Genomic DNA, 20,951 nt, shown 5'->3' with positions numbered 1-20,951 from the left:
ACGAAAACTACCGCTGTAAACGTACAAGGCGTTCGGGTAGCTGGGTTAGGGGCAGCAAAATTACGCGCTTGTGCTTGCCCTGCCCCGCCCAAAGCCTTATCTTAGCCCAGACATTCTGTATTTCGCTAGCCGCTACCGCCCATGAAACGCTTCACCGACTACCTCGAAACGCAGTCCTTTGGCCTTTGCTCGGCGCTGGCCCAGAAATGGGGGTTCAGTACCCGCAGCGTGCGCTTGTCGTTTGTATACGCTTCGTTTTTTACGTTTGGCTCGCCCATCGTACTTTATTTCGCCGGCGCTTTCTGGATGAATGTGCGCCGGGCCATGCGCCAGCAGCGCAGCACGGTGTGGGATTTGTAGCAGCATAATAGATGCAAAAGCCCCGGCTCTGTATAGAGTCGGGGCTTTTTTTAAGTAGTCACCGTATTCGCTCGAACGTCATGCTTCGACTGCGCTCAGCATGACCACCTTTTTACTATCCGTTTACGTTTGCTTGACTGCTTAACGGTTGTGCCACACTACCTTGGCAACGACCGGCGCTACTTCAAGCCCAACTCGCTGAACTTGCGCTTGCTTTTGGCGAAATAGGCCCACACGATGCTGCCCGCGTACACCCCAGCCCGCTCGGTGGCCCGCAAGTGGGGCCGGGCTGCTTGGCGCCGCTGCTGCCAATAGCCGAGCTTGCCATAGAAGCTGAAATGAGCGCGCAACACGGCCCAGAAATTTCTGAGCTGGCCGCCGGCCAAAAAGCGCAGGCCTGCTACGCCATCCAGCACCAGGCGTTGGAAAATAGAGCTGTATAACTCACCAGGGGCTGCATTCTTGTAAAGCAGGGCCAAGCCGTTGCGGAAGTTGAGGTAGGTTTTGCGGGGGTTGGTTTTGGGCAAGGTGCCGCCGCCTACGTGCTGCACCACGCTGCCGCCGTGGTACCACACTTCGTGGCCGGCATTCTGGAGGCGCCAGCAGAAGTCGATTTCTTCCATGTGCGCAAAAAAAGCCGGCTCCAGGCCACCCATCTCCAGCCAGGCGCTGCGGCGCAGCAGCAGGCAGGCGCCGCTGGCCCAGGCCACGGGCCGGGCGTCGTTGTACTGGCCGAGGTCTTTTTCCAGGGTGTCGAACAGGCGGCCCCGGCAGAAGGGATAGGCCAGCTTGTCGAGGTAGCCGCCGCCGGCGCCGGCGTACTCAAACAGCGTGGGGTCGGCGTGGGCCAGAATTTTGGGCTGCACGGCGGCAATGCGCGGGTTGATTTCGAGCAGGTCGCGCAGGGGGCGCAGCCAGCCGAGCGTCACTTCCACGTCCGAGTTGAGCAGCACAAAATACGGGCTGTCGACCTGAGCCAGGGCTTGGTTGTAGCCCTCGCAAAAGCCCCAGTTGCGGTCCAGCAGCAACAGTTCTACTGTGGGAAAGTCGCGGGCCAGCAGCTCTACCGAGTCGTCGGTGGAGGCATTGTCGGCCACCAGCACGCGGGCGCCGTCGGCGTGGGTGAGCACGCCGGGCAGGAAACGCCGCAGAAAACCCGCCCCGTTCCAGTTCAGAATGACGATGGCTACGTCGGCGCAGGCGCCTTCAAATGAAGAATCAGGAATGAAGAATGAGAAATTTTCTTTCTCATCCTTCGGGTTCATCGGCTCAGCAAATAATTCTTCATTCCTCATTTTTCATTCCAGATTAAGCAAGCGGAACGCAGCGTCAGACGCCAAAACCGCTCAAATCCAGGCCGGGCACGTTGGGCATGAGGCCGCTGGTTTTACGTTGCAGCTCCTGCCGGGCCAGCTCGGCGGCTTCGTCCAACGCTTTGTTCACGGCGGCTACCACCAGGTCGGCCAGCATGTCGCGGTCCTGCGGCGTGAGCAGGGTTTCGTCGATGTCGAGCTTGATGATTTTGCGGTGGCCATTGGCCGTGGCGCGCACCAGGCCGCCGCCGGCTTCGCCCGTGGCCACGATGTGCTGAATTTCCTGTTGGGCCTGCTGCATTTTATCCTGCAGCTCTTTCACTTTGCCCATCATCCCGGTGAGGTCGAATGCCATATGTCTCTCGATTAACAGTTGTCAGTTTGCAGTGAACAGGCTACGTGCGAAAAAGGATGCCTTTTTTATTCACTGATGCCGTATTCTTTCACAAAGGTGGGCGTAGCCTCCGGTTGTATTGAAGTCGATTTTTATTAAAGCCGCCTCCAAAGTTAAAAAGCACGCGAAATGCTTCGGCTGCGCCTCTGCATGACGGGAGCACTATTTCAAAATAGTGACCGAACCCGTAGCCGTGAAGCGCTTGCCGTCTTCCTGGTCCTGCTGAAAGCGCCAGGCGTAGGCGCCCAGCACTGGCTGGTGGCCTTGGATGCGGCCGTCCCAGGTGTCGCTGCGCTGCGTGCCCCGGAACACTTCCTGGCCGTTGCGGTCGACCACAACAAAGGTGTAGTGGTTCAGGTACTTGCCTTTCACTTCGAGCACGTCGTTCAGGCCGTCGCCGTTGGGGGTGAAGGCAGTGGGGATGGTCAAGGTCAGCTTGCGGGTCACGCTGGCGTGGTTGGAGTAGCTGTATGTGCCGGCCGGCAGCCCTGCCCCACTGATTTGGAGGCGGTAGCGCGCTACCTGGCGGTCGGAGGGCGGAGCAAAGTCGGTATAGCGGGTGCCACTCACGGCAAGGGGCGGGCCCAGCACGGTGCCATCGGCGGCCAGGCGCTGGAGGGTGTAGGCAACGGGAATACTGGGATTCGGCCCGCCGAAGGGCGTCCAGGTGAGCGCGACGGTGTTGCCGTCGGGGTCGGCGGGGGTGGCGGTGAGGAGTGCCGGGCAAGCCGCAGGGCTTTCGGGCGAGACGTTGCCGCACACATCGGTGAGGCGCACCGAGTAGCAGGGCGGGGCAGCCAGCAACTCCTCCAGCGGCTTCGAATCGACCAGCGCATTGGCATCGGTAAACGTGCCCAGGTCTGCCAGGACTTGGCCGGGGGCAGTGCGCTGGTAGTGCAAGCTGCTACCCGGCGTGAGCGGCGCGCCCAAAAGCGGCGTCAACTCAACAGAATTGTCATCTTTAACACTGGCAATGAGCTGCGGCTGCGCTGGGGCCAGGCTGGATTTGGTCAGGATGGAAATCGGATTGGAAATGGCTGTGCCGCCCGGCTGGGTAGCCCTCACCACGTAGGTGTAGGTGGTGCCGCACTGCACGTCGGCATCTTCCAGGCCCCCCGCAATCACCGTATAATTGGTGATTGGGGTGTTGTTGCGCAGCACAGAGTAGGTGGTGCCGGGACTGCCGGCATCGCTGAGCAGCAGCTGGTTGCGGTTTTGGGTGGAGGTGCCACTCAAACTCAGCGTGCAGATGACGGGCGTGGCTGCCTGGCTGGTGCCACAGGCATCGGTGCGGGAAATCCGGTAGCAGCCAGCTTCGGGAGCCGAGAGGGCAATGCTGGTGCTGCCAGCGGGCACGTCGGCCACGCGCCGGAAGCCGCCGGGGGCGCTGGCGTCAGCAATTTGCAGGGTGTAGAGGTAGCCGGCGGGCAGCTGCCCCACGGCCAGAGTGGCCGCGCCGCCGGGCAGCGGGCCTTGCAGGGTGAGAGTAGTGAAAAGGGGCGTTTGGGGCGGCGCCAGCACCGGCAGGGGCTGCGAGCTGTTGCCAACGCAGGTTCCGATTAGGGTGTAATTTCCCGTAACAGAAATAGTGGTAGCGCCAGCGGGCGGTAGGATGGTGACCGACTGGTTGCGAATGAGATTTGTGGTACCTGCTGCAGTCTGGACCGTGTAGTTGTCGTAAGTAGCATCCGTAACAGTAATGGCGTAGGCCCCTCCCGCACAGGCTATGGCCGTAAAAGCAGGCGGCGGGGTGCCGTAGACTTTGTAATTGCGGATATAGTAAATGGGAGTTCCGCCAGGGATTGTAAGTAACTCAGAAACGGTTACGTCGCCCACATCAGCCGCCTGGGGAGTATATGTGTATGGGAGCTTATTAGGTGGCAGGCAACTAGGGAAGTAGTCCTTATCAATTCCTTTGAGCACTCCATAGGTCACAAGGGTAGGGTCTATATTACGGTTAGCCCGAGATTCAAATCTGACAGGTTGGCCCACGCAAAAAGCATTTACTTCAACTCCGGAGGCGTCAACAGCTCGGAATGCAGTAGGGTCATTGGGCTGTGTAACACATTGAGCTTGCGCAGCCACCGTATTCCACGTCCAGCCGCACAATGCTAAAAAAAGGTATTTGACCAACTTCATAGGTAGCTCTCGTAACGCGCAAAGGGGCCGAATGGCGCCCAAGCCACGCAAAAATCGGGCAGTCTTTTGAGAGAAAGCCCGTGGCGGCGGCTCTTTACGAAGAAAGGCGCGCTTTATTGCCAGTCAAACTTACGGACGAAGGCTGCGGCTTTGTGCAAATCCGGGTACAGCACCCGGTCGCGCACCACAAATTTTACTTCCTGTCCGAAAGCTTCCACTACCCGCTCCAGCGCCTCGGAACTGCGCCCCGGCCGGCGGAACGCCAGCGCCTGCACTGCCGTCATCAGCTCGATGCCGAGCACCTGCTCCACATTATCGAGCACGCGGCGGCTCTTGGTAGCGGCGTTGGCGCCCATGCTCACGTGGTCTTCCTGGCCGTTGCTGCTCACAATGCTGTCGACCGAAGCGGGTGTGCACAGCTGCTTGGTCTGGCTCACGATGCCGGCCGCGGTGTACTGCGGAATCATCAGGCCGGAGTTCAGGCCGGGCTCGGCTATGAGGTAGGTGGGCAGGCCACGCTGGCCCGAAATGAGCTGGTAGGTGCGGCGCTCCGAGATGCTGCCCAACTCGGCCACGGCCACGGCCAGGTGGTCGAGGGCCAGGGCCAGGGGTTGGCCGTGGAAGTTGCCCCCGCTCAGAATCAGGTCCTGCTCCGGAAAGATATTGGGGTTGTCGGTCACAGAGTTGCACTCGGTTTCCACCACCTGGGCCACGTAGGCCAGGGCATCGCGCGAGGCCCCGTGCACCTGCGGCTGGCAGCGGAAGGAGTAGGGGTCCTGCACGGCGTGGCGCGGCTGGGTTTGCAGCTCGGAGCCAGTCAGCAGCTCGCGCAGACGCTGGGCCACCAGCACCTGCCCGGCATGCGGCCGGATGCGGTGCAGGTTTTCATTGAACGGGTCGGCGCAGCCCCCAAAAGCTTCCGTCGAGAGCGCCCCAATCACGTCGGCTGCATTGGCCAGACGCTGGGCGCGCAGCACCCCGTCCACGGCGTAGGCCTGCATGAACTGGGTGCCGTTGAGCAGGGCGAGTCCTTCCTTGGCTTGCAGCGCCAGCGGCTCCCAGCTGAAGAGGCTCATGGCATCGGCAGCGCTCAGGCGGTAGCCCTGGTAGTTCACTTCGCCCAGGCCCAGCAGTGGCAGGCAAAGGTGGGCCAGCGGGGCCAAGTCGCCGGAGGCACCCAGGGAGCCCTGCTCGTACACCACGGGCAGCAGCTCGCGGTTGTACATGGCCACCAGGCGTTCGGCGGTAGTGGTTTGCACACCGCTGTGGCCGTAGCTCAGGCTCTGGGCTTTGAGAAAAAGCATGAGGCGCACAAGGTGCTGCGGGACCTCGGCGCCGGTGCCGCAGGCGTGCGACATCATCAGGTTGACTTGCAGCTGGGCACGGGCCTCGGGCGCAATGCTCACATTGTATAAAGAGCCGAAGCCGGTGTTGATGCCGTAAACCGGCTGGTCGTCGTGGGCCAGGCGCTGGTGCAGGTAGCTGTGGCAGGCGGCAATCTGCTGCCTGGCATCGTCGCCAAGCTGCACGGGCCGGCCATCGGCCAGCAGGGTGGCCAGCGCGGCCAAGGTGAGCGGCTGCGCGGGCGAAATGGTATGGGTGGGCATTCAGGTGGTGGGTGAGGGGCGGTTGGGGGCTACAAAATTAGACGCATTTCCGGCCCCGCCGCCCCAGCCGTATTGGCCTGCTTTACCCCAGTACTTCCTCCACCCGGGGCCGAAACAACCGGCCAATGGGCAGCTCCTGATTGGCTACCTCAATGTGGCGGGCACTGTAGGTTCGGATTTTATCAATCGCCACAATAAACGAGCGGTGAATGCGCAGAAAATTACTCTCCGAGAGCTTCTCTTCCAGGCCGTTAATGATTTGCTTCACCACCAGCGGCGGCCCGGCTACGGTGTGGATTTTGACGTAGTCTTTCAAGCCCTCCACGTACAGAATGTCCCGCAGCACCACTTTCACCATTTTGCGGTCGATGCGGAAATACAGGAAAGCGTCGGGGTTTGCCGGGAGCGGCGCTTCTGTAGGGGCGGCCGCGACGGCATCGGTCGGGCTGGCTTTGGCCACCGCTTTCAGGAACCGTTCCAGCGAAATCGGCTTCAGCAAATAGTCGATGGCATCCAGCTCGAAGCCTTCGTAGGCATACTCGCGGTAGGCGGTGGTGAAAATGACCTGCGGCGGGTGACGCAGGCTGCGCAGAAAATCGGTGCCCAGCATTTTGGGCATTTTGATGTCGAGAAACAATAAATCGACCGGCTGCCGCTGCAGCACACCGAAGGCCTCCAGGGCATTGCCGCAGGTGCCCACCAGCTCCAGGTGCGCCACTTCGCGCACGTATGACTCGAGCACCTCCAGGGCCGGGGGCTCGTCGTCGACCAACAGGCAGTGCAGTTTCATGGCTGGGAATTGAAGTGAAGTTCTGCCCGGGCGGCCCTGGCGGGCACGGCTGGTAGTGCATCAGCTGGCGCCAGCTGCAAGTGCAGCGAGGCCAGCAAGGTATCGGGCTCCGATACAAGTCTCATCTTGTGCCGGCCGGGGTAGAGGCGGGCCAGCCGCTCGCGGATGCTGGCCAACACGGGCGTTTCGGGCAAAGCAGTTTCGGTAGCTACTTCCGCTTCGGGACGGCCGCTGATAACTTTGAAGGTGAGCGAATGGACCTTAACTGTGAGGTCGATGCTGACCCATTGGCAGTCGGCGGGCGCCACGGTAATGTGCGCAAACGCGTTTTCGACAAAGGGAAGGAGCAGCAGCGGCGCGATGTGGTGCTGGCCAAGCGGGCCATTGAAACTGAGCGACACATCCACGTGCCGGCCCAGGCGCAGCTGTTCCAGGGCCACGTAGTGCCGCATCATGTCCACTTCGTCTGATAGCGGCACGGCGTCGAGCTGGCCGTCGTAGAGCATGTAGCGGAGCAGGGCCGACAGGTGCAGCACCGCCGCCGGCGAATCGGATGATTTCTGCTTGGTAAGGGCGTGCAGGGAGCGCAGCGTGCTGAACAGAAACGTTGGTTGCAGCTGGGCCTTCAGCAATTGCAGCTCGGCCCGGAGCTGGCGTTGGCGCAGCACCTGGCTGAGCTGTTGCTGTGCGTACCATTCGTTGAATACACGGATGGCGCTGGCCGCCCCGGCCACCAGCAGCAGGGCAAAAAACTCACCCCCGATGTGCTGCCAGCTGAAAGCCACCAACGGCTTTTCGCCGAATACGATGGGCGTCAATACGCAGCCGTAAAACACCCAAAACGCGTTCGATACAAGCGCGCTGATTGCCAGCCAGCCCAGCAGCCCACCCAGAAAAATAGCCGCTCGCCGGCGCTGGAGCAGCTGCGGCAGCAGCCCGTACAGCAGCGGATACGTAGCCAGCAGAAACACCGGCAGCTGCACCAGCAAGTACTCGCGCCAGTAGAGCCGCGCACCCAGGTAGGAAGGGCTAGGTAGCTGTATCATAAACAGAAACGCTGACGCGACGGCCCAGAACAGTCCGTGCCGCCACCGTCGCCGATGGGAAAGAAACCGGACGTTCATGGGCGGTGCGTGGCTAGGTGCGGCAGTGCTTCGGGGGCGTCTGTGGCGGCTTCGGCCACCGGGGCCCGCGCTGTTATTGCCGAAGGCAGAGACGTGATTTCCGCGGCCCGTGCGGCAGCAGACCCAGCGCCCATGTCCAGCCACAGGCGCACCGTAAATACATCGGTTCCGGCTTCGGTCTCGAAGCGGTGGCGATGGGGGTAAAGCAGCTGGAGGCGCTGCCGCACATTGCGCAGGCCGATGCCGTTTTTGCCACCGGCGGGTGCGGGGGCCTCGTTTTTGCTATTGGTGATGACGCAGGTAAAGCGCCGCCCCTCCACGCCCAGCGCCACCCGGATGTGCGCCTGCCCCAGCTGCTCGGCCGAGCCGTGCTTGAATGCGTTTTCGACCAGCGGCAGCAACAGGAGGGGGGCTATGCGGCCGTTAGCCGGAATGTGGTCGGCTGCGAAATCGAGCTTTAGGCGGCTGCCATAGCGCAGTTGTTCCAGCGCGAGGTAGTTGCGGAGCAGCGCCACTTCGTCGCGCAGGGCTACCAGCGGTGCGTCGCCCTGCTCCACCACGAACTGCAGGAGGCCGGTGAGGCGCTCCACTACCTCGGGTGCCTGGTCCGACTGCTTGAGGGTGAGGGCGTAGAGGTTGTTGAGGGTGTTGAAGAGAAAGTGCGGGTGAATCTGGGCCTTCAGGAGTTGCAGCTCCGCCTGGTAGTTTTCCTGGCGGAGGCGGGCGTTGGCCAACTCGCGCTGCCGCCATTGGCGGTACAGCCGCAAGCACACGGCCACACCTACCGTAATGATGAGCGGCAGAAAGGGACCCACGGCCAGCGCGTGATGCTGGTCGGGAATGGCCGTTTTCACGTTCTGGTACAGCGGCACCAGCACCAGGAAGCGGAAGAGGTAGTTCAGCGCCAGACTCAGCGGCACCCAGGCGGCCAGGAGCAGCGCAAACCGCAGCCGGCGGCCCTGCTCCAGCGCCGGCAGCACGCCATAGAGCAACGCGTAGGTGACCGGCACCAACGGCACCAGAAACAGCAGCGCGTCGCGCAGGGCCAGCCGCCCATTCACCGCCACGTGAATGACATGGACCATCAGCCAGGCCATGAGCAGGGTGCGCACCAGCCAGAACAGTCCGTGCCGAAGCCAAAACCGCTCGTCTATTGCCTGCAGGGCTGCAGCCAGCCGGTGCGTTGCCGTGTGTGTCATGAAGGAAGTGGGTGCCTTAGCCTGAGTAAATATATCGAGCCGAGCCTTGGTAACGCCTTAAAAATCCGCTTTGTAGACCAACGACATCCGGGCGTCGACCAACGACCAAACCAGCGGTTGGTCGACGGCGCCGTGCCGTGTTGCGGGGCTCTGGTGTCGCCGGGCGAATAGCCCAGCAATGGCTTTTCGCAACCCCCACCTTTGGGCAAGTCAACGGCCAAGTGACGCCACTGTCAGGCCGGTTTTTTACTGCCAACACCTCACCGACCAACCCCCATTTCCATGAAAAAGCTCGCCTACCTCCTGGCTCTCCTGCCCCTCGCCGCCTGCCAGAAAACAGAATCCGTGGCACCCCAGACACCCGCCGAGTTTGCCAGCGCCGCCGAGGCAAAAGCTTACTTCTACACCCTCGACGACCAGCACAACCGGGCCATGGTGGCCAAGGATTCGGCCTTTTTTGTGAAGTACTACGGCGCGCCCTACTACAACTGCACCCCCAACAACGAGCTCAACAACAAGGCTGCCGAAATCAAAACCCTCATTCACGGCCCCTGGCTGACGGTGGAGCGCATGGCCCCGCAGTTCGACATTTTCGCCTACACCGGCGACCTGGCCACGATGACCGTTACCAAGCGCATCAAAGTGCGCACGCCGGCCGGCGACTCCTTCATCTACGTGCGCCGCTCCATCATTTTCCAGAAAGGCGAAACGCAGTGGCAAGCCATTTCCGGGCAAGGCACCTACGTTTCCACCACCTACGTGGGCCAGTAGCGGGCTCCGTTTCTCTATTCGCTTGGTAGTGGCCGATGGCCGCCCATTCGGGGCATTCGGCCGCTCGCATTGCTTTTTTAATCCACCTTTTATACCCTCCGCATCATGAAAATGCCGCTTCACTTCCGCCTTAGCTTGTTGTTCCTTTTCCTGCTGGCTGCCCCGCTGGCCCAGGCCCAAACGCCGGCCACAATCGCTTTGCCGGGCTATTGGAACGTGGAAACCAACCTCACTTCCCGCGACTACACCACCGTGCGTTTCTACAGTGCCCAGGACCAGCTGGTGTACGAAGAAACCCTGCCTGACCGCTGCCCCAACCTGGCCCGCCACCCCGCCCAGCGCCGCCGTACCGCGCAGCGCCTGAACCTGGTGCTGCAACAGGTACTGCGCGACCCCACCGCCGGCCAAGCCAATACCCTGCTCGCCCAGCAGTTTGGCCCCAGCCGCCGCACGCCGCGGGTGTACGCCGCGCGCTAACGGGTACGGACAGCATTGGCCACACCCCCTCATCATCGTCTGCGTGTTTGGGCCCAGCCCGGGTAGATAGCCGCTCAAATGCTGCCCGATATTATCTGCGAAAACCTGTAGCAACACAGCCATAAAAAACCGTCGTGCCAAGCGTAGTTGAGGCACGACGGTTTTTTATTTGCCAAACGTCAGCCTTATTCCCCCGTCAGCGCCGCTATCACTTCGCTAACGGGCAGCACCCGCTCCACGCCGGTTTGCATGATTTTGATTTTTACTACGCCGGCCGCTACTTCCTCGGGGCCCATGATGACAACCAGGGGAATGCCTTTGGCGTCAGCGTATTTGAACTGCTTTTGCAGCTTGCTGGCGTCAGGATATAACTCGCTGGGAATGCCCGCAGCTCGAAGCTCAGCGAGCAACGGGAGGGCTGCCCGGCCGCTGGCCACGTCGAAGTGCGTGAGGAGGCAGCGGGTGGGCGTTTCGGCTGTCACGGTGAAGAGGTCCAACGCCTCCAGGCAGTCATACAGCCGGTCGACGCCAAAGGAGAAGCCCACCCCGGACACGCCCGGCAGCCCAAAGGAGCCGGTGAGGTTGTCGTAGCGCCCGCCGCCGCTCACGCTGCCCATCTGCACGTTGTTGATTTTTACCTCGAAAATGCAGCCCGTATAGTAGGAGAGGCCCCGCGCCAGGGTGGGGTCAAATTCGAGCCGGTCAAATTGCTTGAAACCGGAGGCTCGGAGAATGTCCAGCACCTCGGCCAGCTCGGTCAGCCCGCGGTAGTTGGCCAGCGGCTCCGGTGAGTCAGCATTTATGTCGGCAGTGGTGGGGCGCACGCCATCGGGCTCCACGCCGGCCGTCACGAAACCCGCCAGCAGCCGCTGCAGCTTCTCTTCGTAGGTGCCTTCCACGGTCAGCAAGGCAAACAGTGTGTCGATGGTGGGCTCCGAAAAGCCGCGTTCCAGCAGCTCCTTGCTCACGCCGTCGCGCCCAATTTTATCGAGCTTGTCAATCGCCACAAACAAATCCGTCTCGCGGCCCTCGCCGCCCAGCGCCTGGTAGATGTTGCGCAGCACCCCGCGGTGATTGATTTTGATGGTGAAATCATGCAGCCCCAGGCCGCCCAACACCTGGGCCATCATCAGTACGATTTCGGCCTCGCAGAGCAGCGAGTCGGTACCCACTACGTCGGCGTCGCACTGGTAAAACTCGCGGTAGCGGCCGCGCTGGGGGCGGTCGGCGCGCCACACGGGCTGCATCTGGTAGCGCTTAAAGGGGAAAGTGAGCGTGCCGCGGTTCATGGCCACGTAGCGGGCGAAAGGCACGGTAAGGTCGTAGCGCAGGCCTTTTTCGGCCACTTTGGGCAGCAGGGCTTTTGAGCCGGTAGCTAGGTCGTCGGCCGTCATGTCCTTGGCAAAGTCGCCGGAATTCAGGACTTTGAACAGCAGCTGGTCGCCCTCATCGCCGTACTTGCCGGTGAGAACCGACAGGTTCTCCAGCGTCGGCGTTTCGAGTGGCGCGTAGCCAAACGACTCAAACGTGCGGCGGATAACATTGAAGATGTGCTGGCGGCGCGCCACCTGCGCGGGGCCAAAGTCGCGGGTGCCCTTGGGAATACTCGGTTTTTGCATAACGGAACAAAGGTAGGCAGGGCCGCATCAGGTACCCGAACGGCGCGACCGGGCGCCTCACCCCCCGGCCCCCTCTCCCAAAGGAGAGGGGGAGCCAGACGTTTGATTCGATATTAATGGAGAAACAATCCTCCGAAAGCTGCCTTTACTAATTTCAGCACCTCCCCGGCTTGCGTAGGATTTAACAGCAGTCCTGTTATGGCGCTGATGAAGCCGCCGATAATCCAGTTCTGCCAATCTTTCTTGGTTAGTCCTTCGGCCTTTACCGCAGCAGTTTGGGTCAACTCAATCAACTTTTGCTTAGCCTCTTCGGGCAATGCTGATTGCGTGAAACTCAGTTGCAGTTGCCGCAATTGTCCCTGCACTTCGGCCAGTTCAGTGCGGGTAAATTTGTCGTCGGAGGGTTCGGCGGTATAAGCAAAGAGTTGGGCGGTTTTGGCCGCTTCGGCCCAGAGGTCGGGGGTGTCTATTTCTTCTTTGACCCATTGAAGCCAAGTATCAAAAGAATCTGATAGTGCTTCCCATTCACGGTAATGACTTGTCTCAACTGATGCAATCTGACCAGGTGACATTTCTACGCTGAAAGTCCCATGCACTTTGGTCAGAATATTGGCAAAGGGGTTTAGAGCAACTGTTATATCTGGTGAACTGCTATTGACTTTTATAGAAAAGTAAAATCCTCTATCCAATGCATTGTGAGCTACAACATATCTTCCATTGTCCTCCTCGATGCTAAAATCAGTCAAATTCAAACCTGATGTTGCAATTGAGTTGGCTAAGCTGTTCCGATATATCCTTCTCATTAGATAAGATGGTTTTATTTTTTTGTCTGGATAGTCAGAAAGGTAGCTTCATTACAATAAGCACGCCTTCCTAAGCACCAAGCCCCGCCGCCGGACGAACCAACGACGGGGCTTGCTCCAAAAAAACGGGCTACTCCTTCTTAAACTCCAGCTCCGCACCTCCCTGCTTCAGCTTGAAGGTGGGCTGGTCGGCCGAAAAATCCACGCGCAGCTGGGCCGGGTCGAACTTGAACACGCCCAGGCTCACGGCTTCGAGGGAGAAGGCGGGCTGGCCGGTGGCCTGGGCCTTAAGCACGCTGCCCTCGCGGGTGAAGGTGATTTTGAGCGGCACTTGGGCGCTGCCGTAGGTGCCGGCGTAGCGGTCGAGGTCGGCGGGGGCGGGCACGAAGCCGGTCTTCACAAACTCGGGCTTCAGGGCCACGCGGGTGTCGCGCTCGGCCAGGGTCCAGGCCGTGTGGAAGATGAGCTGGTCGCGCCGGGCCATGGCCGGGAAATCGATGAACTCGATGTCATCGGTGGCCTTGTGGTACTGCGGGTGCAGACCGCTGGTGTAGAAGATAATCGGGATGTTGTGCTTGGCGAAGTTGTAGTGGTCGGAGCGATAATAGATTCGCTCGGGGTCGTTGGGGTCGTTGAACTTGTAGTCGAAGGCCAGCGGGTTGTACTGCTGGTTGGTGCTCTCGCTCAGGGTATTGAGCTCGGTGCTGAGGCGGTCAGCGCCCACCAGGTAGAGGTAGTCGCCTTTGCCCTGGTGCAGGCTGTCGACGCGGCCCACCATGTCGATGTTGAGGTCGGTCACCGTTTTCTCGAGCGGGAACACGGGGTGGTCGGTGTAGTACTGCGAGCCCAGCAGGCCTTCTTCCTCGCCGGTATTGGCCAGGAACAGGATGCTGCGGCGCGGGCCGTGCCCGTCCTTTTTGGCCTGCGAAAAGGCGCGGGCCATGGCCAGCACGCTCACCGTGCCCGAGCCGTCGTCGTCGGCCCCGTTGAATACTTCGCCGTCCTTGATGCCCAGGTGGTCGTAGTGGGCCGATACTACCACGACTTCATCTTTTTTGTCGGTGCCTTCGAGGTAGCCCAGCACGTTTTCGGTGGTGAAGGGCTCGTTACGCAGTACGGCCGTTGCCTCGACTGGCACGGGCTGGAAGGAAGGAGCAACCGGTTTGCCTGCCTGGGCCACGCTCTGGCGGTACTTATCGAGGCCGGCCGGGGTAGTACCCAATAGCTTAGCGCCCAGCTCGGGCGAAACAAAGAACATGTTCAGCCCGCCCTGCCGCTTTTTGGCGCCCACAAACGAGAGCTGCACACGGCCCAGTATGTCGGTAAACACCTTGGGCGCGGCCGCCAAGGATGCCGCCGTCGGCATAATCACCGTGATGGAACTAGCCCCAAGGGGGACCATCGCGCCTTGTCGGGCGTACAGGCCCGCCAGGTCGGCGGTGGCGTAGGGGCTGGGTTTGCCGTCGGCGCTCACCAGCGACTGGCCCTTCGCGTTCAGGGGCTCGCCCAGCAGGAACACCAAGTCTTTGCCTTGGTAGTCGGCGGCAGCAATAAAGTCCGAATACTTTTCTTCCTTAATGCCGTAGCCCACAAACACCGGCTTCAGAGTAAGCGGTGCCGCAAACGTCTCGTTGACTGTGGCGTAAAAGTCCTTGCTGCCCTGATAGGTCTTGGAACCCACTTTTAGCACACTGGCCGGGCCGTCCAAGGTCGTCCGAATCATATCGAAGTGCTGCAGGTAAGGGTTGTCGGAGCCCTGTACGGGGCCGGTCAGTCCGTCGGCGGCGAAGGCTTTGGCAATGTAGTCGGCGGCCATTTTCTGGCCTTTTTTGCCGGTTTCGCGGCCCTCGTAGGCATCTGAAGCCAGCACGTCGAGGTCGGCTTTGAGGCCGGCGGGCGTGATGCTGTTGGCATAGGTAACTGACCAGTCAGCGGGCGCGGCGGCCGGTGCGGGAGCAGCGGCGGCTTCTTGGTTGCGGCCCGGCTTGGTCTTGACTTTCACCTTACCCGATTGGGCCGAAGCGGTGCCGGCCGCCAGTAGAAGCGCAACGGTCAGGGGGAGTTGTTTTGACATGAAAGTCAGAAAGAATGGAGAAAAGGCGTGCAGGAAGGAGGTGTGAAACAGACAATTTCGAGTCCAGCAGCGAAGCTAAGCCTTTGGCCGCACTCGCGCCGCTGCCTGGAATCGGGTTCTAAATCGCACCGTTATTTCTTGCATTACAAGGGTTCTATTTGGTTTTCAGCTGTGCGACGTAAGGGCTGACCCCGCCCAAACGTTGAACGAAATCGTTGAAATGCGCAAATAGCCGGGCGATGGCCAGTTCCGTCGCCGCATCGTTCTAAAAGCGCAAAGCCCCGCCGCCGGACCAAACCGACGACGGGGCTTTTTGCAGAAAGAAGGAGAGAAAAGCAGGGGGTGGTTTCAGAAGCGGGGCAACTCAGCCGCCGAAGCCACCACCGCCCTGGGGCGCGGCCTCGATGCGGCCCGGCTTGGCCTTGCTGGCGCCGATGTACCAAGTGAAGCCCAGCCAGCCCACGCGGGTTTCGTCTTTGGCGTAGCGGGTGCTGCTGAGCACGTCGGTGGCTACTTCGCTGCGGTAAGAGTTGGTATTCAGGAAATCCGATACGCGCAGGGTGAGGGCGGCGCGGTCGGAAAATAGGCGCTGGCGCAGGGCCAGGTCTAGCTGGCCCCAGCCCAGTTGCCGGCCCTGCGCCGTGACAGATGCCGAGCGCACGTTGCCGCTCAGCTGCATTTCCAGAGTGGGGCGGAGGGTGAAATTATTGGAAAGGCGGGCCGTGCCTACCAGGGCCGTGCGGTTGTTGGCAATGCCGTTGCCGGCAATCTGGGCGCGGTAGAGGCTGGTGCTGGCCGTCAGGCGCCACCACTTGGCCAGCGGCTGGTTGAGGCTCAGCTCGGCGCCGAGGTTGGTGGTGGTGCCGAAGTTGTCGTAGGTTTCGGCCATCACCAGGCCGGCGTTGCCGGCGAGGCGGGTAGCCACGGTGTCCACGAAGCGCAGGCGCTGGATGGAGTTGGTGGTGATGCGGGCAAACACGGTGCTGGTGATGGTGGCCTGGCCCACGGTCAGCTGGTGGCCCAGCTCGATGTTGTTGCTGAATTCGGCCTGCAGGCGGGGGTTGCCGAGGCGGTAGCTGCGCGGGTCTTGGTAAATGGCCAGCGGCAGTTGCTGCATGAAGTTGGGCCGGTTGAGGCGGCGGGCGTAGCTCAGCTGCAGTCGGTTCTGGCCGGGCTCCTTGCCAAAGTCGCGGCTGATGAGAGCCGAGGGGAAAAAGCTGAGGTAGTCCTGGGCCAGGCTGCCGCGCTGGGCAATGCCCACGCCGCCCTCGATGCTGCCGCTCAGGTAGGTGTATTCGGTGCGCAGGCCGGCCTGGGCGTTCCACTTCGGGCCGAGGGCGTGCTGGGCGGTGAAGTAAGCGGCGGGCACCAGTTGGTTGGATGTGTAGGTGAGCGAGCGGGCGGGGTCGTTCACGAAGTCGTCGGGCCGGCTTTCGTTGGCGGCAAAGCCAAAGCTGTTGCTGCCGTGGTTGCCCTGGTGCTCAATCTTGGCGCCCATTTCCAGGCGGCCTTTGCCACCGGCCGTGGGGTGGGTGTAGTCCACCTGCCCGAACTGGATATTGCCCAGCAAGTCGAGCTGCTGCCGGGTGCCGGGCTGCGGCACGCCCGTCGAGCCGGCCTCGGCGTACTGGCGCTGCACCACCGGCACGTTGGCGTCAATCACCACGCCGCCGAAGTTGGCCGTCAGCTCGCGGCCTTTGTGCTCGGCCCAGGTGCGGCGGTAGTTGCCGTTGTAGTTCAGGAGCTTCACCTGCACGTCGAGGTCCTGACGCCCACGGGCGCGCTGCACCGGGCCGTTGTTGGTTTGCTGGGTCAACTCCTGGCCTTCGCTTTCGAGGTTGCGCTCGGTGCCGGGGCTCACGTTCAGGCTCAGCGTCTGGCTCTTGGGCAGTTCCAGCTCCACGCCCACCCGCACGTTGTGGTTGCGGTGGCCTTCGCTGCCGGCGCCTACCTGGGTGGTGCGTATCGTTTCGGAGCCCAGCAGCGCCGTTTGCTCCGAGTGGCCTTTGCTGCTGTAGGTCACGTCGCGGCCATCGTATCCGCCGCTCCAGGTAGCTTTGCCCACCTTGCGGCTCAGGCTCAGGTTGCCGCTGAATTTGTCGTGGGTGCCCAGGTTGATGGACGCCGTGCCATTGGTGCCGGTGCGGGTTTCTTTTTTGGTAATCAGGTTGATAACCCCGCCACCGCCGGCCGCGTCGTACTTGGCCGAGGGGTTGGTAATCACCTCCACCTGGGCAATGCGCGAGGCCGGAATCTGGTCGAGACGCTGGCCGCCGGTGCCGCCGTTGCTCACGCCGGCAGGCTTGCCGTCGATGAGAATGGTGACGTTAGAAGTGCCGCGCATGCTCACGGTGCCGTTCACGTCCACGCTCACCGAGGGCACGTTTTGCAGCACGTTGGCCGCCGTGCCGCCCACGCTGGCCAGGTCTTTTTCCACGTTAATCACGCGCTTGCCTAACTCTTCTACCACGGCGGCTTTCTGGCCGGTCACCACCACTTCGTTGAGCTTGGTGGCCGTGGCGGTTGCAAGTTTCAAGCCCCCAAACTGCATGGTCGGTGCGTCGGTCGTGAGCGTGAAGCGGCGGCGCAGGGGCTGGTAGTTCAAGTCCTGCACCCGCAGCAAGTAGGTGCCCAGCGGCAGGGCCGTTGCCTTAAATGTGCCTTGCTCCGTTGTTTGGGCCACGGCTACAAACGTGGAGTCGGCGGCGCGCAGCAGCAGTACATCCGAAAATGGCACTGCCTTGCCTGTCCCGGCTTCCACCAGGCTGCCGCTCACGGCGCCGGGGCCGCCGGTTTGGGCTGCCGCGGCCAATGGCATGGCTAGCGCGGCAATAGCAAGGCCGAGCAAGGCGCGGCCAACGCGGGAAATGGAAGCGGTTGTGAAAAAGGTTTTCATGGTGCAGAAGGGAGGTGTGGGAGGGCGATGCGGCTACTCAGGTCGGGCAGCGGCCGCGGTTCCGCTGCGGAGGTGAGTAGCTCAGTCGCCCGTTTTTCCCGGTGAGTGGGAGGTTTGGGGCGGTAGCGGGCCGTCTTTAGTACGCGCTGACGGCAGCTACTTGGTGTTGTATGGAACAAATGTAAAGCAGGTACTTTGCAACGCAAGGTACTGTTACAAATATTTTGCTTTAAGCTTGGCTTTTGAATTCATTAACCCTTGATTTACAGCAGGAAAATTTTATGGCCGGAAGCGGCCGATAGTTCCTCGAAACAGATTGATGGCTGAGCGTGGCATTCAGTCAATAGATGCATAGCCCTCTAGGAGGGTTGCCCGAGGCCTGAAAATTTTACTCAATCGCAAAAAAGCCCTGACCTTGTGGCCAGGGCTTTCGCTTGTGGAGGCTAACTTGAACACTACCGCTTCTTCACCGGAGCCTTGGGCTTGAGTTTCGGCTTGGACTGGTGCACGGGGTCGAGCACTTGCTGTCCGTTGCGGTAGGTCACGGTGCGGTCCACGGTTTTGCCGTCTTCCTTGTAGTAAGTCCACACGCCGCTTTGCTTGCTGTTGCGGTACAGCCCATTCACGGCCAGCGTACCATCCTCGCGGTATTCCTTAAACGGCCCCTGAATCATGCTGCGCACGTAGGTAGTTTCCTTGCGCACCTTGCCCGAGGGGAAATATTCCTGCCCAACACCGGCCATGAAGCCGTTTAGGTACGGCTGTCGGCTCTGCACTTCGCCGTTTTCGAAGTAGGTGAGGCGCTCGCCCACCAGCTTGCCCTGGGGGCCGTAGGTTTCCACCTTGCGAGGCGTTTTCCCATCGGGGTAAAACTCACGCCAGGTACCGGCCGGGCGGTTGTTCTTATATTGCTCTTCGGCCTGCTTCACCTGCCCGGCCACGTCGTGGTAACGGGTGATTTTGCGGTCCTTGCCGCCGTTGCCGTAGTCGGTTTCCTCGCGCAGATGACCGTTTTCGAAGTACTCCAGGCCGTGGCCCGTCAGGATGCCGTTCTTATAAGTAAGCTTGGTTTTCACCTGCCCGCTCTCGTAGTAGCTGGTAGCGGGGCCGTCGAGGTTGGCCGTGCCGCTCACCGGAGCGGCGCGTTTGGTTAGGTCGTCGCCCAGGGGGTTGCGCACCGTGCGTTGCACCAGCGGGGCGGGCACGTAAGTGCTTTCCGTTTGAAGCTTGCCGCTTTGGTAGTAGCTGCGGTAGCGGCCGCGGCCGTTTTTATCGGCCAGCACTTCCACCTCAATCTGGCTATTGGGGTAATACGTTTTGTAAGGACCCGACAGCAGCCCTTTCGTGAAGCTGCCCTCGCTCTGCACCACGCCGTTGGGGTAGTAGAATTTCACGGCCCCGTTGGGCTGGCCGTCCACGTAGGTGATTTCGGCCTGCGTCTTGCCGTCCGGGTATAATGACTTCAAGGGCCCGTTGGGCTGGCCCTTGGTGAGCGTTGTGCGCAGCTTCACCGAGCCATCGGGGTGGTAGTAGGTGATTTCGCCGTTGGGCACATCGTCTTCGAAGAAGCCGGCCTGGGCCACTTTCCCATCGTCGTAGTAGGTTTTGAAAGGACCCTGGCGGATGCCGTCCTTATAAGTAGCCTCCAGCCGCCGCGTGCCCGTGGGGTGAAACTCCACGTAGGCCGAGTCGCGCTTGCCCTGGTTAAAGCTCGTTTGCTGCTCCAGCTTTCCATTGCGGTAAAACCGCTTGTAGGTGCCCTGTGGCACAGTATCGGCCGCTACCAAGGCCGTGTAAACTTCCCGTTTATTCGTCTTGAGCGAGTCGTAGTAAGATATAAAGCGCTTCAGTCGTTGTCCATGCGAAGGCAGAACCACCAGCAAAAAGAGAAAAGGCAATAGGTATTTCATAGGCGCAAGAACGCAGGAAAAGCTATTTCCGTGCAGTGAACGAGTAGCTCTTAAAATTCGGGCCAAAAAAGGAAGCCCCGCCAAGAAATTGGCGGGGCTTGAATAAGTAAGGTCATGCTTCGACTCCGCTAAGCATGACGTTCATCCCAGTAAAAGAAGCGCTCTACAGCGCCTCCACCACAATGGCGCTGGCACCGCCGCCGCCGTTGCAAATGCCCGTCACGCCGATTTTACCGCCCTCGTTCTTGAGCACGTTCATCAGCGTGGTCACGATGCGCGCACCGGAAGCACCCAGCGGGTGGCCCAGGCTCACCGCCCCGCCGTACTTGTTCACTTTGTCGCCTTCCAGGTTCAGCAGCTTGTTGTTGGCCAGGCTCACCACCGAGAAAGCTTCGTTGATTTCGTAGAAATCCACGTCGGCAGCGGTTTTGCCGGCGTTTTTCAAGGCCTTCGGAATAGCCAGCGAGGGCGAAGTGGTGAACCACTCCGGTGCCTGCTCGGCATCGGCAAAGCCCAGGATGCGGCCAATGGGCGTGAGGCCCAGCGCGTCGGCTTTCTCGCGGCTCATCAGCAGCACGGCAGCAGCCCCGTCGTTCAGGGTGGAGGCGTTGGCGGCCGTCACGGTGCCGCCTTCTTTGATGAAGGCCGGCTTCAGGCCGGGCACTTTGGCGAAGTCCACCTTCAAGTATTCCTCGTCGTCTTCGATGACGGTGGTTTTGCCGCGGCTCTCGATGGTGACGGGCACAATCTCGTCCTTCTTCTTGCCGGCCTTGGCGGCGGCAGCGCTGCGCGTGTAGCTCTCGATGGCAAAAGCGTCCTGCTGCTCGCGGGTGATGCCCATTTCCTTGGCCGTGTTCTCGGCCGCGTTGCCCATGGCGTAGTCGTGGTAGGGGTCCCACAAGCCGTCGCGTACAAGGCCGTCAATCATTTGTCCGTGGCCGTACTTGGCGCCAAAACGGGCCTTGTCAAGGTAATAAGGCACATTGCTCATGCTTTCCATGCCACCGGCCAGAATCACATCGGCCTGCCCCAGCATGATGGCCTGGGCGGCATACATGATGGCCTTCGAGCCCGAAGCGCACACTTTATTAACGGTCGTGCATTCCACCGTATCGGGCAGGCCGGCTTTTTTAGCAGCCTGACGAGCCGGTGCCTGGCCCAGGTTGGCCGAAATCACGTTGCCCATAATTACCTGCTCGACTTCCGAGGGCGCAACGCCGGCCTTTTCCAGGGCTCCTTTCAACGCAATGGCGCCCAGCTCCGTGGCCGATAACGAGGCCAGCGCCCCGCCAAAAGACCCAATGGGTGTGCGGACAGCGGAAATAATGACAACTTCTTTGGTTTGCATACCGATGTAAAATGAAGTGGGGTGGGAGGTTGAATCTGGCCGCAAAAGTACGGATTTACCGTCCCCGAACGCAGAGTCAGCCTAACAGGTGTTAGCCCAAGTTGGTTGCTTGCTCACCAAGCCCGGT

At 61.0% G+C, this 20,951-nt stretch carries 16 protein-coding genes; 3 read left to right on the top strand and 13 right to left on the bottom strand.

Going from position 1 to position 20,951, the window contains the following annotated elements; genetic code table 11:
- The first annotated feature begins 141 nt into the window (after window positions 1-141).
- A complete protein-coding gene (locus JKL48_RS09630; RefSeq protein ID WP_046242767.1) occupies window positions 142-360 on the top strand; it encodes a PspC domain-containing protein in 219 nt (72 codons plus the stop codon).
- A 179-nt stretch (window positions 361-539) separates the two neighbouring features.
- Here JKL48_RS09630 and JKL48_RS09625 read toward each other — a convergent pair whose 3' ends face one another.
- The 7 genes from JKL48_RS09625 to JKL48_RS09595 all read right to left on the bottom strand — a co-directional run bounded on the left by JKL48_RS09625 (window position 540) and on the right by JKL48_RS09595 (window position 8,926).
- On the bottom strand, window positions 540-1,625 hold the full coding sequence (locus tag JKL48_RS09625; protein WP_201981815.1) for a glycosyltransferase family 2 protein: 1,086 nt from the start codon (window positions 1,623-1,625) through the stop codon (window positions 540-542).
- A gap of 64 nt (window positions 1,626-1,689) precedes the next feature.
- Entirely contained in the window at window positions 1,690-2,028 is a 339-nt protein-coding gene (locus JKL48_RS09620; protein WP_201981813.1) for a YbaB/EbfC family nucleoid-associated protein, read from the bottom strand.
- Window positions 2,029-2,229: 201 nt separating this feature from the next.
- Entirely contained in the window at window positions 2,230-3,903 is a 1,674-nt protein-coding gene (locus JKL48_RS09615) for a T9SS type B sorting domain-containing protein (RefSeq protein WP_201981810.1), read from the bottom strand.
- A gap of 416 nt (window positions 3,904-4,319) precedes the next feature.
- Window positions 4,320-5,813, bottom strand: a complete 1,494-nt coding sequence (hutH, locus tag JKL48_RS09610) for a histidine ammonia-lyase (protein WP_201981808.1) — start codon at window positions 5,811-5,813, stop codon at window positions 4,320-4,322.
- 82 nt (window positions 5,814-5,895) lie between these two features.
- On the bottom strand, window positions 5,896-6,603 hold the full coding sequence (locus tag JKL48_RS09605; RefSeq protein ID WP_201981806.1) for a LytR/AlgR family response regulator transcription factor: 708 nt from the start codon (window positions 6,601-6,603) through the stop codon (window positions 5,896-5,898).
- Entirely contained in the window at window positions 6,600-7,649 is a 1,050-nt protein-coding gene (locus tag JKL48_RS09600; protein ID WP_201981805.1) for a sensor histidine kinase, read from the bottom strand. The genes JKL48_RS09605 and JKL48_RS09600 overlap by 4 nt, the downstream gene beginning before the upstream one ends.
- Before the next feature lie 74 nt (window positions 7,650-7,723).
- Window positions 7,724-8,926: a sensor histidine kinase gene (locus JKL48_RS09595; RefSeq protein ID WP_201981804.1), complete on the bottom strand. Its 1,203-nt coding sequence runs from the start codon at window positions 8,924-8,926 to the stop codon at window positions 7,724-7,726.
- Between the two features lie 282 nt (window positions 8,927-9,208).
- Between JKL48_RS09595 and JKL48_RS09590 the strand changes: the two genes are divergently transcribed.
- Window positions 9,209-9,697 carry a nuclear transport factor 2 family protein gene (locus tag JKL48_RS09590; protein WP_201981803.1) on the top strand — a complete coding sequence of 163 codons (489 nt, stop codon included), beginning with the start codon at window positions 9,209-9,211 and terminating at the stop codon, window positions 9,695-9,697.
- A 105-nt stretch (window positions 9,698-9,802) separates the two neighbouring features.
- Window positions 9,803-10,174 (top strand): hypothetical protein, encoded by a 372-nt coding sequence (locus tag JKL48_RS09585; RefSeq protein ID WP_201981802.1) that lies wholly within the window; start codon window positions 9,803-9,805, stop codon window positions 10,172-10,174.
- A gap of 185 nt (window positions 10,175-10,359) precedes the next feature.
- On the opposite strand, the gene hisS is transcribed toward JKL48_RS09585, so the two are convergent.
- The 6 genes from hisS to JKL48_RS09555 all read right to left on the bottom strand — a co-directional run bounded on the left by hisS (window position 10,360) and on the right by JKL48_RS09555 (window position 20,824).
- Window positions 10,360-11,793, bottom strand: coding sequence for a histidine--tRNA ligase (hisS, locus tag JKL48_RS09580; protein WP_201981800.1), 1,434 nt, complete (start codon window positions 11,791-11,793; stop codon window positions 10,360-10,362).
- 113 nt (window positions 11,794-11,906) lie between these two features.
- Complete coding sequence (locus JKL48_RS09575; protein WP_201981798.1) at window positions 11,907-12,545, bottom strand: hypothetical protein; 639 nt, start codon at window positions 12,543-12,545, stop codon at window positions 11,907-11,909.
- Between the two features lie 181 nt (window positions 12,546-12,726).
- Window positions 12,727-14,670 carry a M28 family peptidase gene (locus tag JKL48_RS09570; protein ID WP_201981795.1) on the bottom strand — a complete coding sequence of 648 codons (1,944 nt, stop codon included), beginning with the start codon at window positions 14,668-14,670 and terminating at the stop codon, window positions 12,727-12,729.
- A 364-nt stretch (window positions 14,671-15,034) separates the two neighbouring features.
- Entirely contained in the window at window positions 15,035-17,566 is a 2,532-nt protein-coding gene (locus JKL48_RS09565; RefSeq protein ID WP_201981794.1) for an outer membrane beta-barrel protein, read from the bottom strand.
- 455 nt (window positions 17,567-18,021) lie between these two features.
- Entirely contained in the window at window positions 18,022-19,476 is a 1,455-nt protein-coding gene (locus JKL48_RS09560) for a toxin-antitoxin system YwqK family antitoxin (RefSeq protein ID WP_201981793.1), read from the bottom strand.
- Between the two features lie 163 nt (window positions 19,477-19,639).
- Window positions 19,640-20,824 carry an acetyl-CoA C-acyltransferase gene (locus tag JKL48_RS09555; RefSeq protein WP_201981792.1) on the bottom strand — a complete coding sequence of 395 codons (1,185 nt, stop codon included), beginning with the start codon at window positions 20,822-20,824 and terminating at the stop codon, window positions 19,640-19,642.
- Window positions 20,825-20,951 lie beyond the last annotated feature (127 nt).

Origin of the sequence: Hymenobacter rubidus, assembly GCF_016734815.1 — a bacterium.
GTDB lineage: Bacteria > Bacteroidota > Bacteroidia > Cytophagales > Hymenobacteraceae > Hymenobacter > Hymenobacter rubidus.
Note: the sequence above shows the minus strand (reverse complement) of the source record. Positions and strands in the feature narration are given on the sequence as shown.

Coding starts and splice junctions, on each gene's coding strand:
- JKL48_RS09630 (WP_046242767.1), top strand. CDS start 142: ATGAAACGCTTCACCGACTACCTCGAAACGCAGTCCTTTGGCCTTTGC.
- JKL48_RS09625 (WP_201981815.1), bottom strand. CDS start 1,625: ATGAACCCGAAGGATGAGAAAGAAAATTTCTCATTCTTCATTCCTGAT.
- JKL48_RS09620 (WP_201981813.1), bottom strand. CDS start 2,028: ATGGCATTCGACCTCACCGGGATGATGGGCAAAGTGAAAGAGCTGCAG.
- hutH (WP_201981808.1), bottom strand. CDS start 5,813: ATGCCCACCCATACCATTTCGCCCGCGCAGCCGCTCACCTTGGCCGCG.
- JKL48_RS09605 (WP_201981806.1), bottom strand. CDS start 6,603: ATGAAACTGCACTGCCTGTTGGTCGACGACGAGCCCCCGGCCCTGGAG.
- JKL48_RS09600 (WP_201981805.1), bottom strand. CDS start 7,649: ATGATACAGCTACCTAGCCCTTCCTACCTGGGTGCGCGGCTCTACTGG.
- JKL48_RS09595 (WP_201981804.1), bottom strand. CDS start 8,926: ATGACACACACGGCAACGCACCGGCTGGCTGCAGCCCTGCAGGCAATA.
- JKL48_RS09590 (WP_201981803.1), top strand. CDS start 9,209: ATGAAAAAGCTCGCCTACCTCCTGGCTCTCCTGCCCCTCGCCGCCTGC.
- JKL48_RS09585 (WP_201981802.1), top strand. CDS start 9,803: ATGAAAATGCCGCTTCACTTCCGCCTTAGCTTGTTGTTCCTTTTCCTG.
- hisS (WP_201981800.1), bottom strand. CDS start 11,793: ATGCAAAAACCGAGTATTCCCAAGGGCACCCGCGACTTTGGCCCCGCG.
- JKL48_RS09570 (WP_201981795.1), bottom strand. CDS start 14,670: ATGTCAAAACAACTCCCCCTGACCGTTGCGCTTCTACTGGCGGCCGGC.
- JKL48_RS09565 (WP_201981794.1), bottom strand. CDS start 17,566: ATGAAAACCTTTTTCACAACCGCTTCCATTTCCCGCGTTGGCCGCGCC.
- JKL48_RS09560 (WP_201981793.1), bottom strand. CDS start 19,476: ATGAAATACCTATTGCCTTTTCTCTTTTTGCTGGTGGTTCTGCCTTCG.
- JKL48_RS09555 (WP_201981792.1), bottom strand. CDS start 20,824: ATGCAAACCAAAGAAGTTGTCATTATTTCCGCTGTCCGCACACCCATT.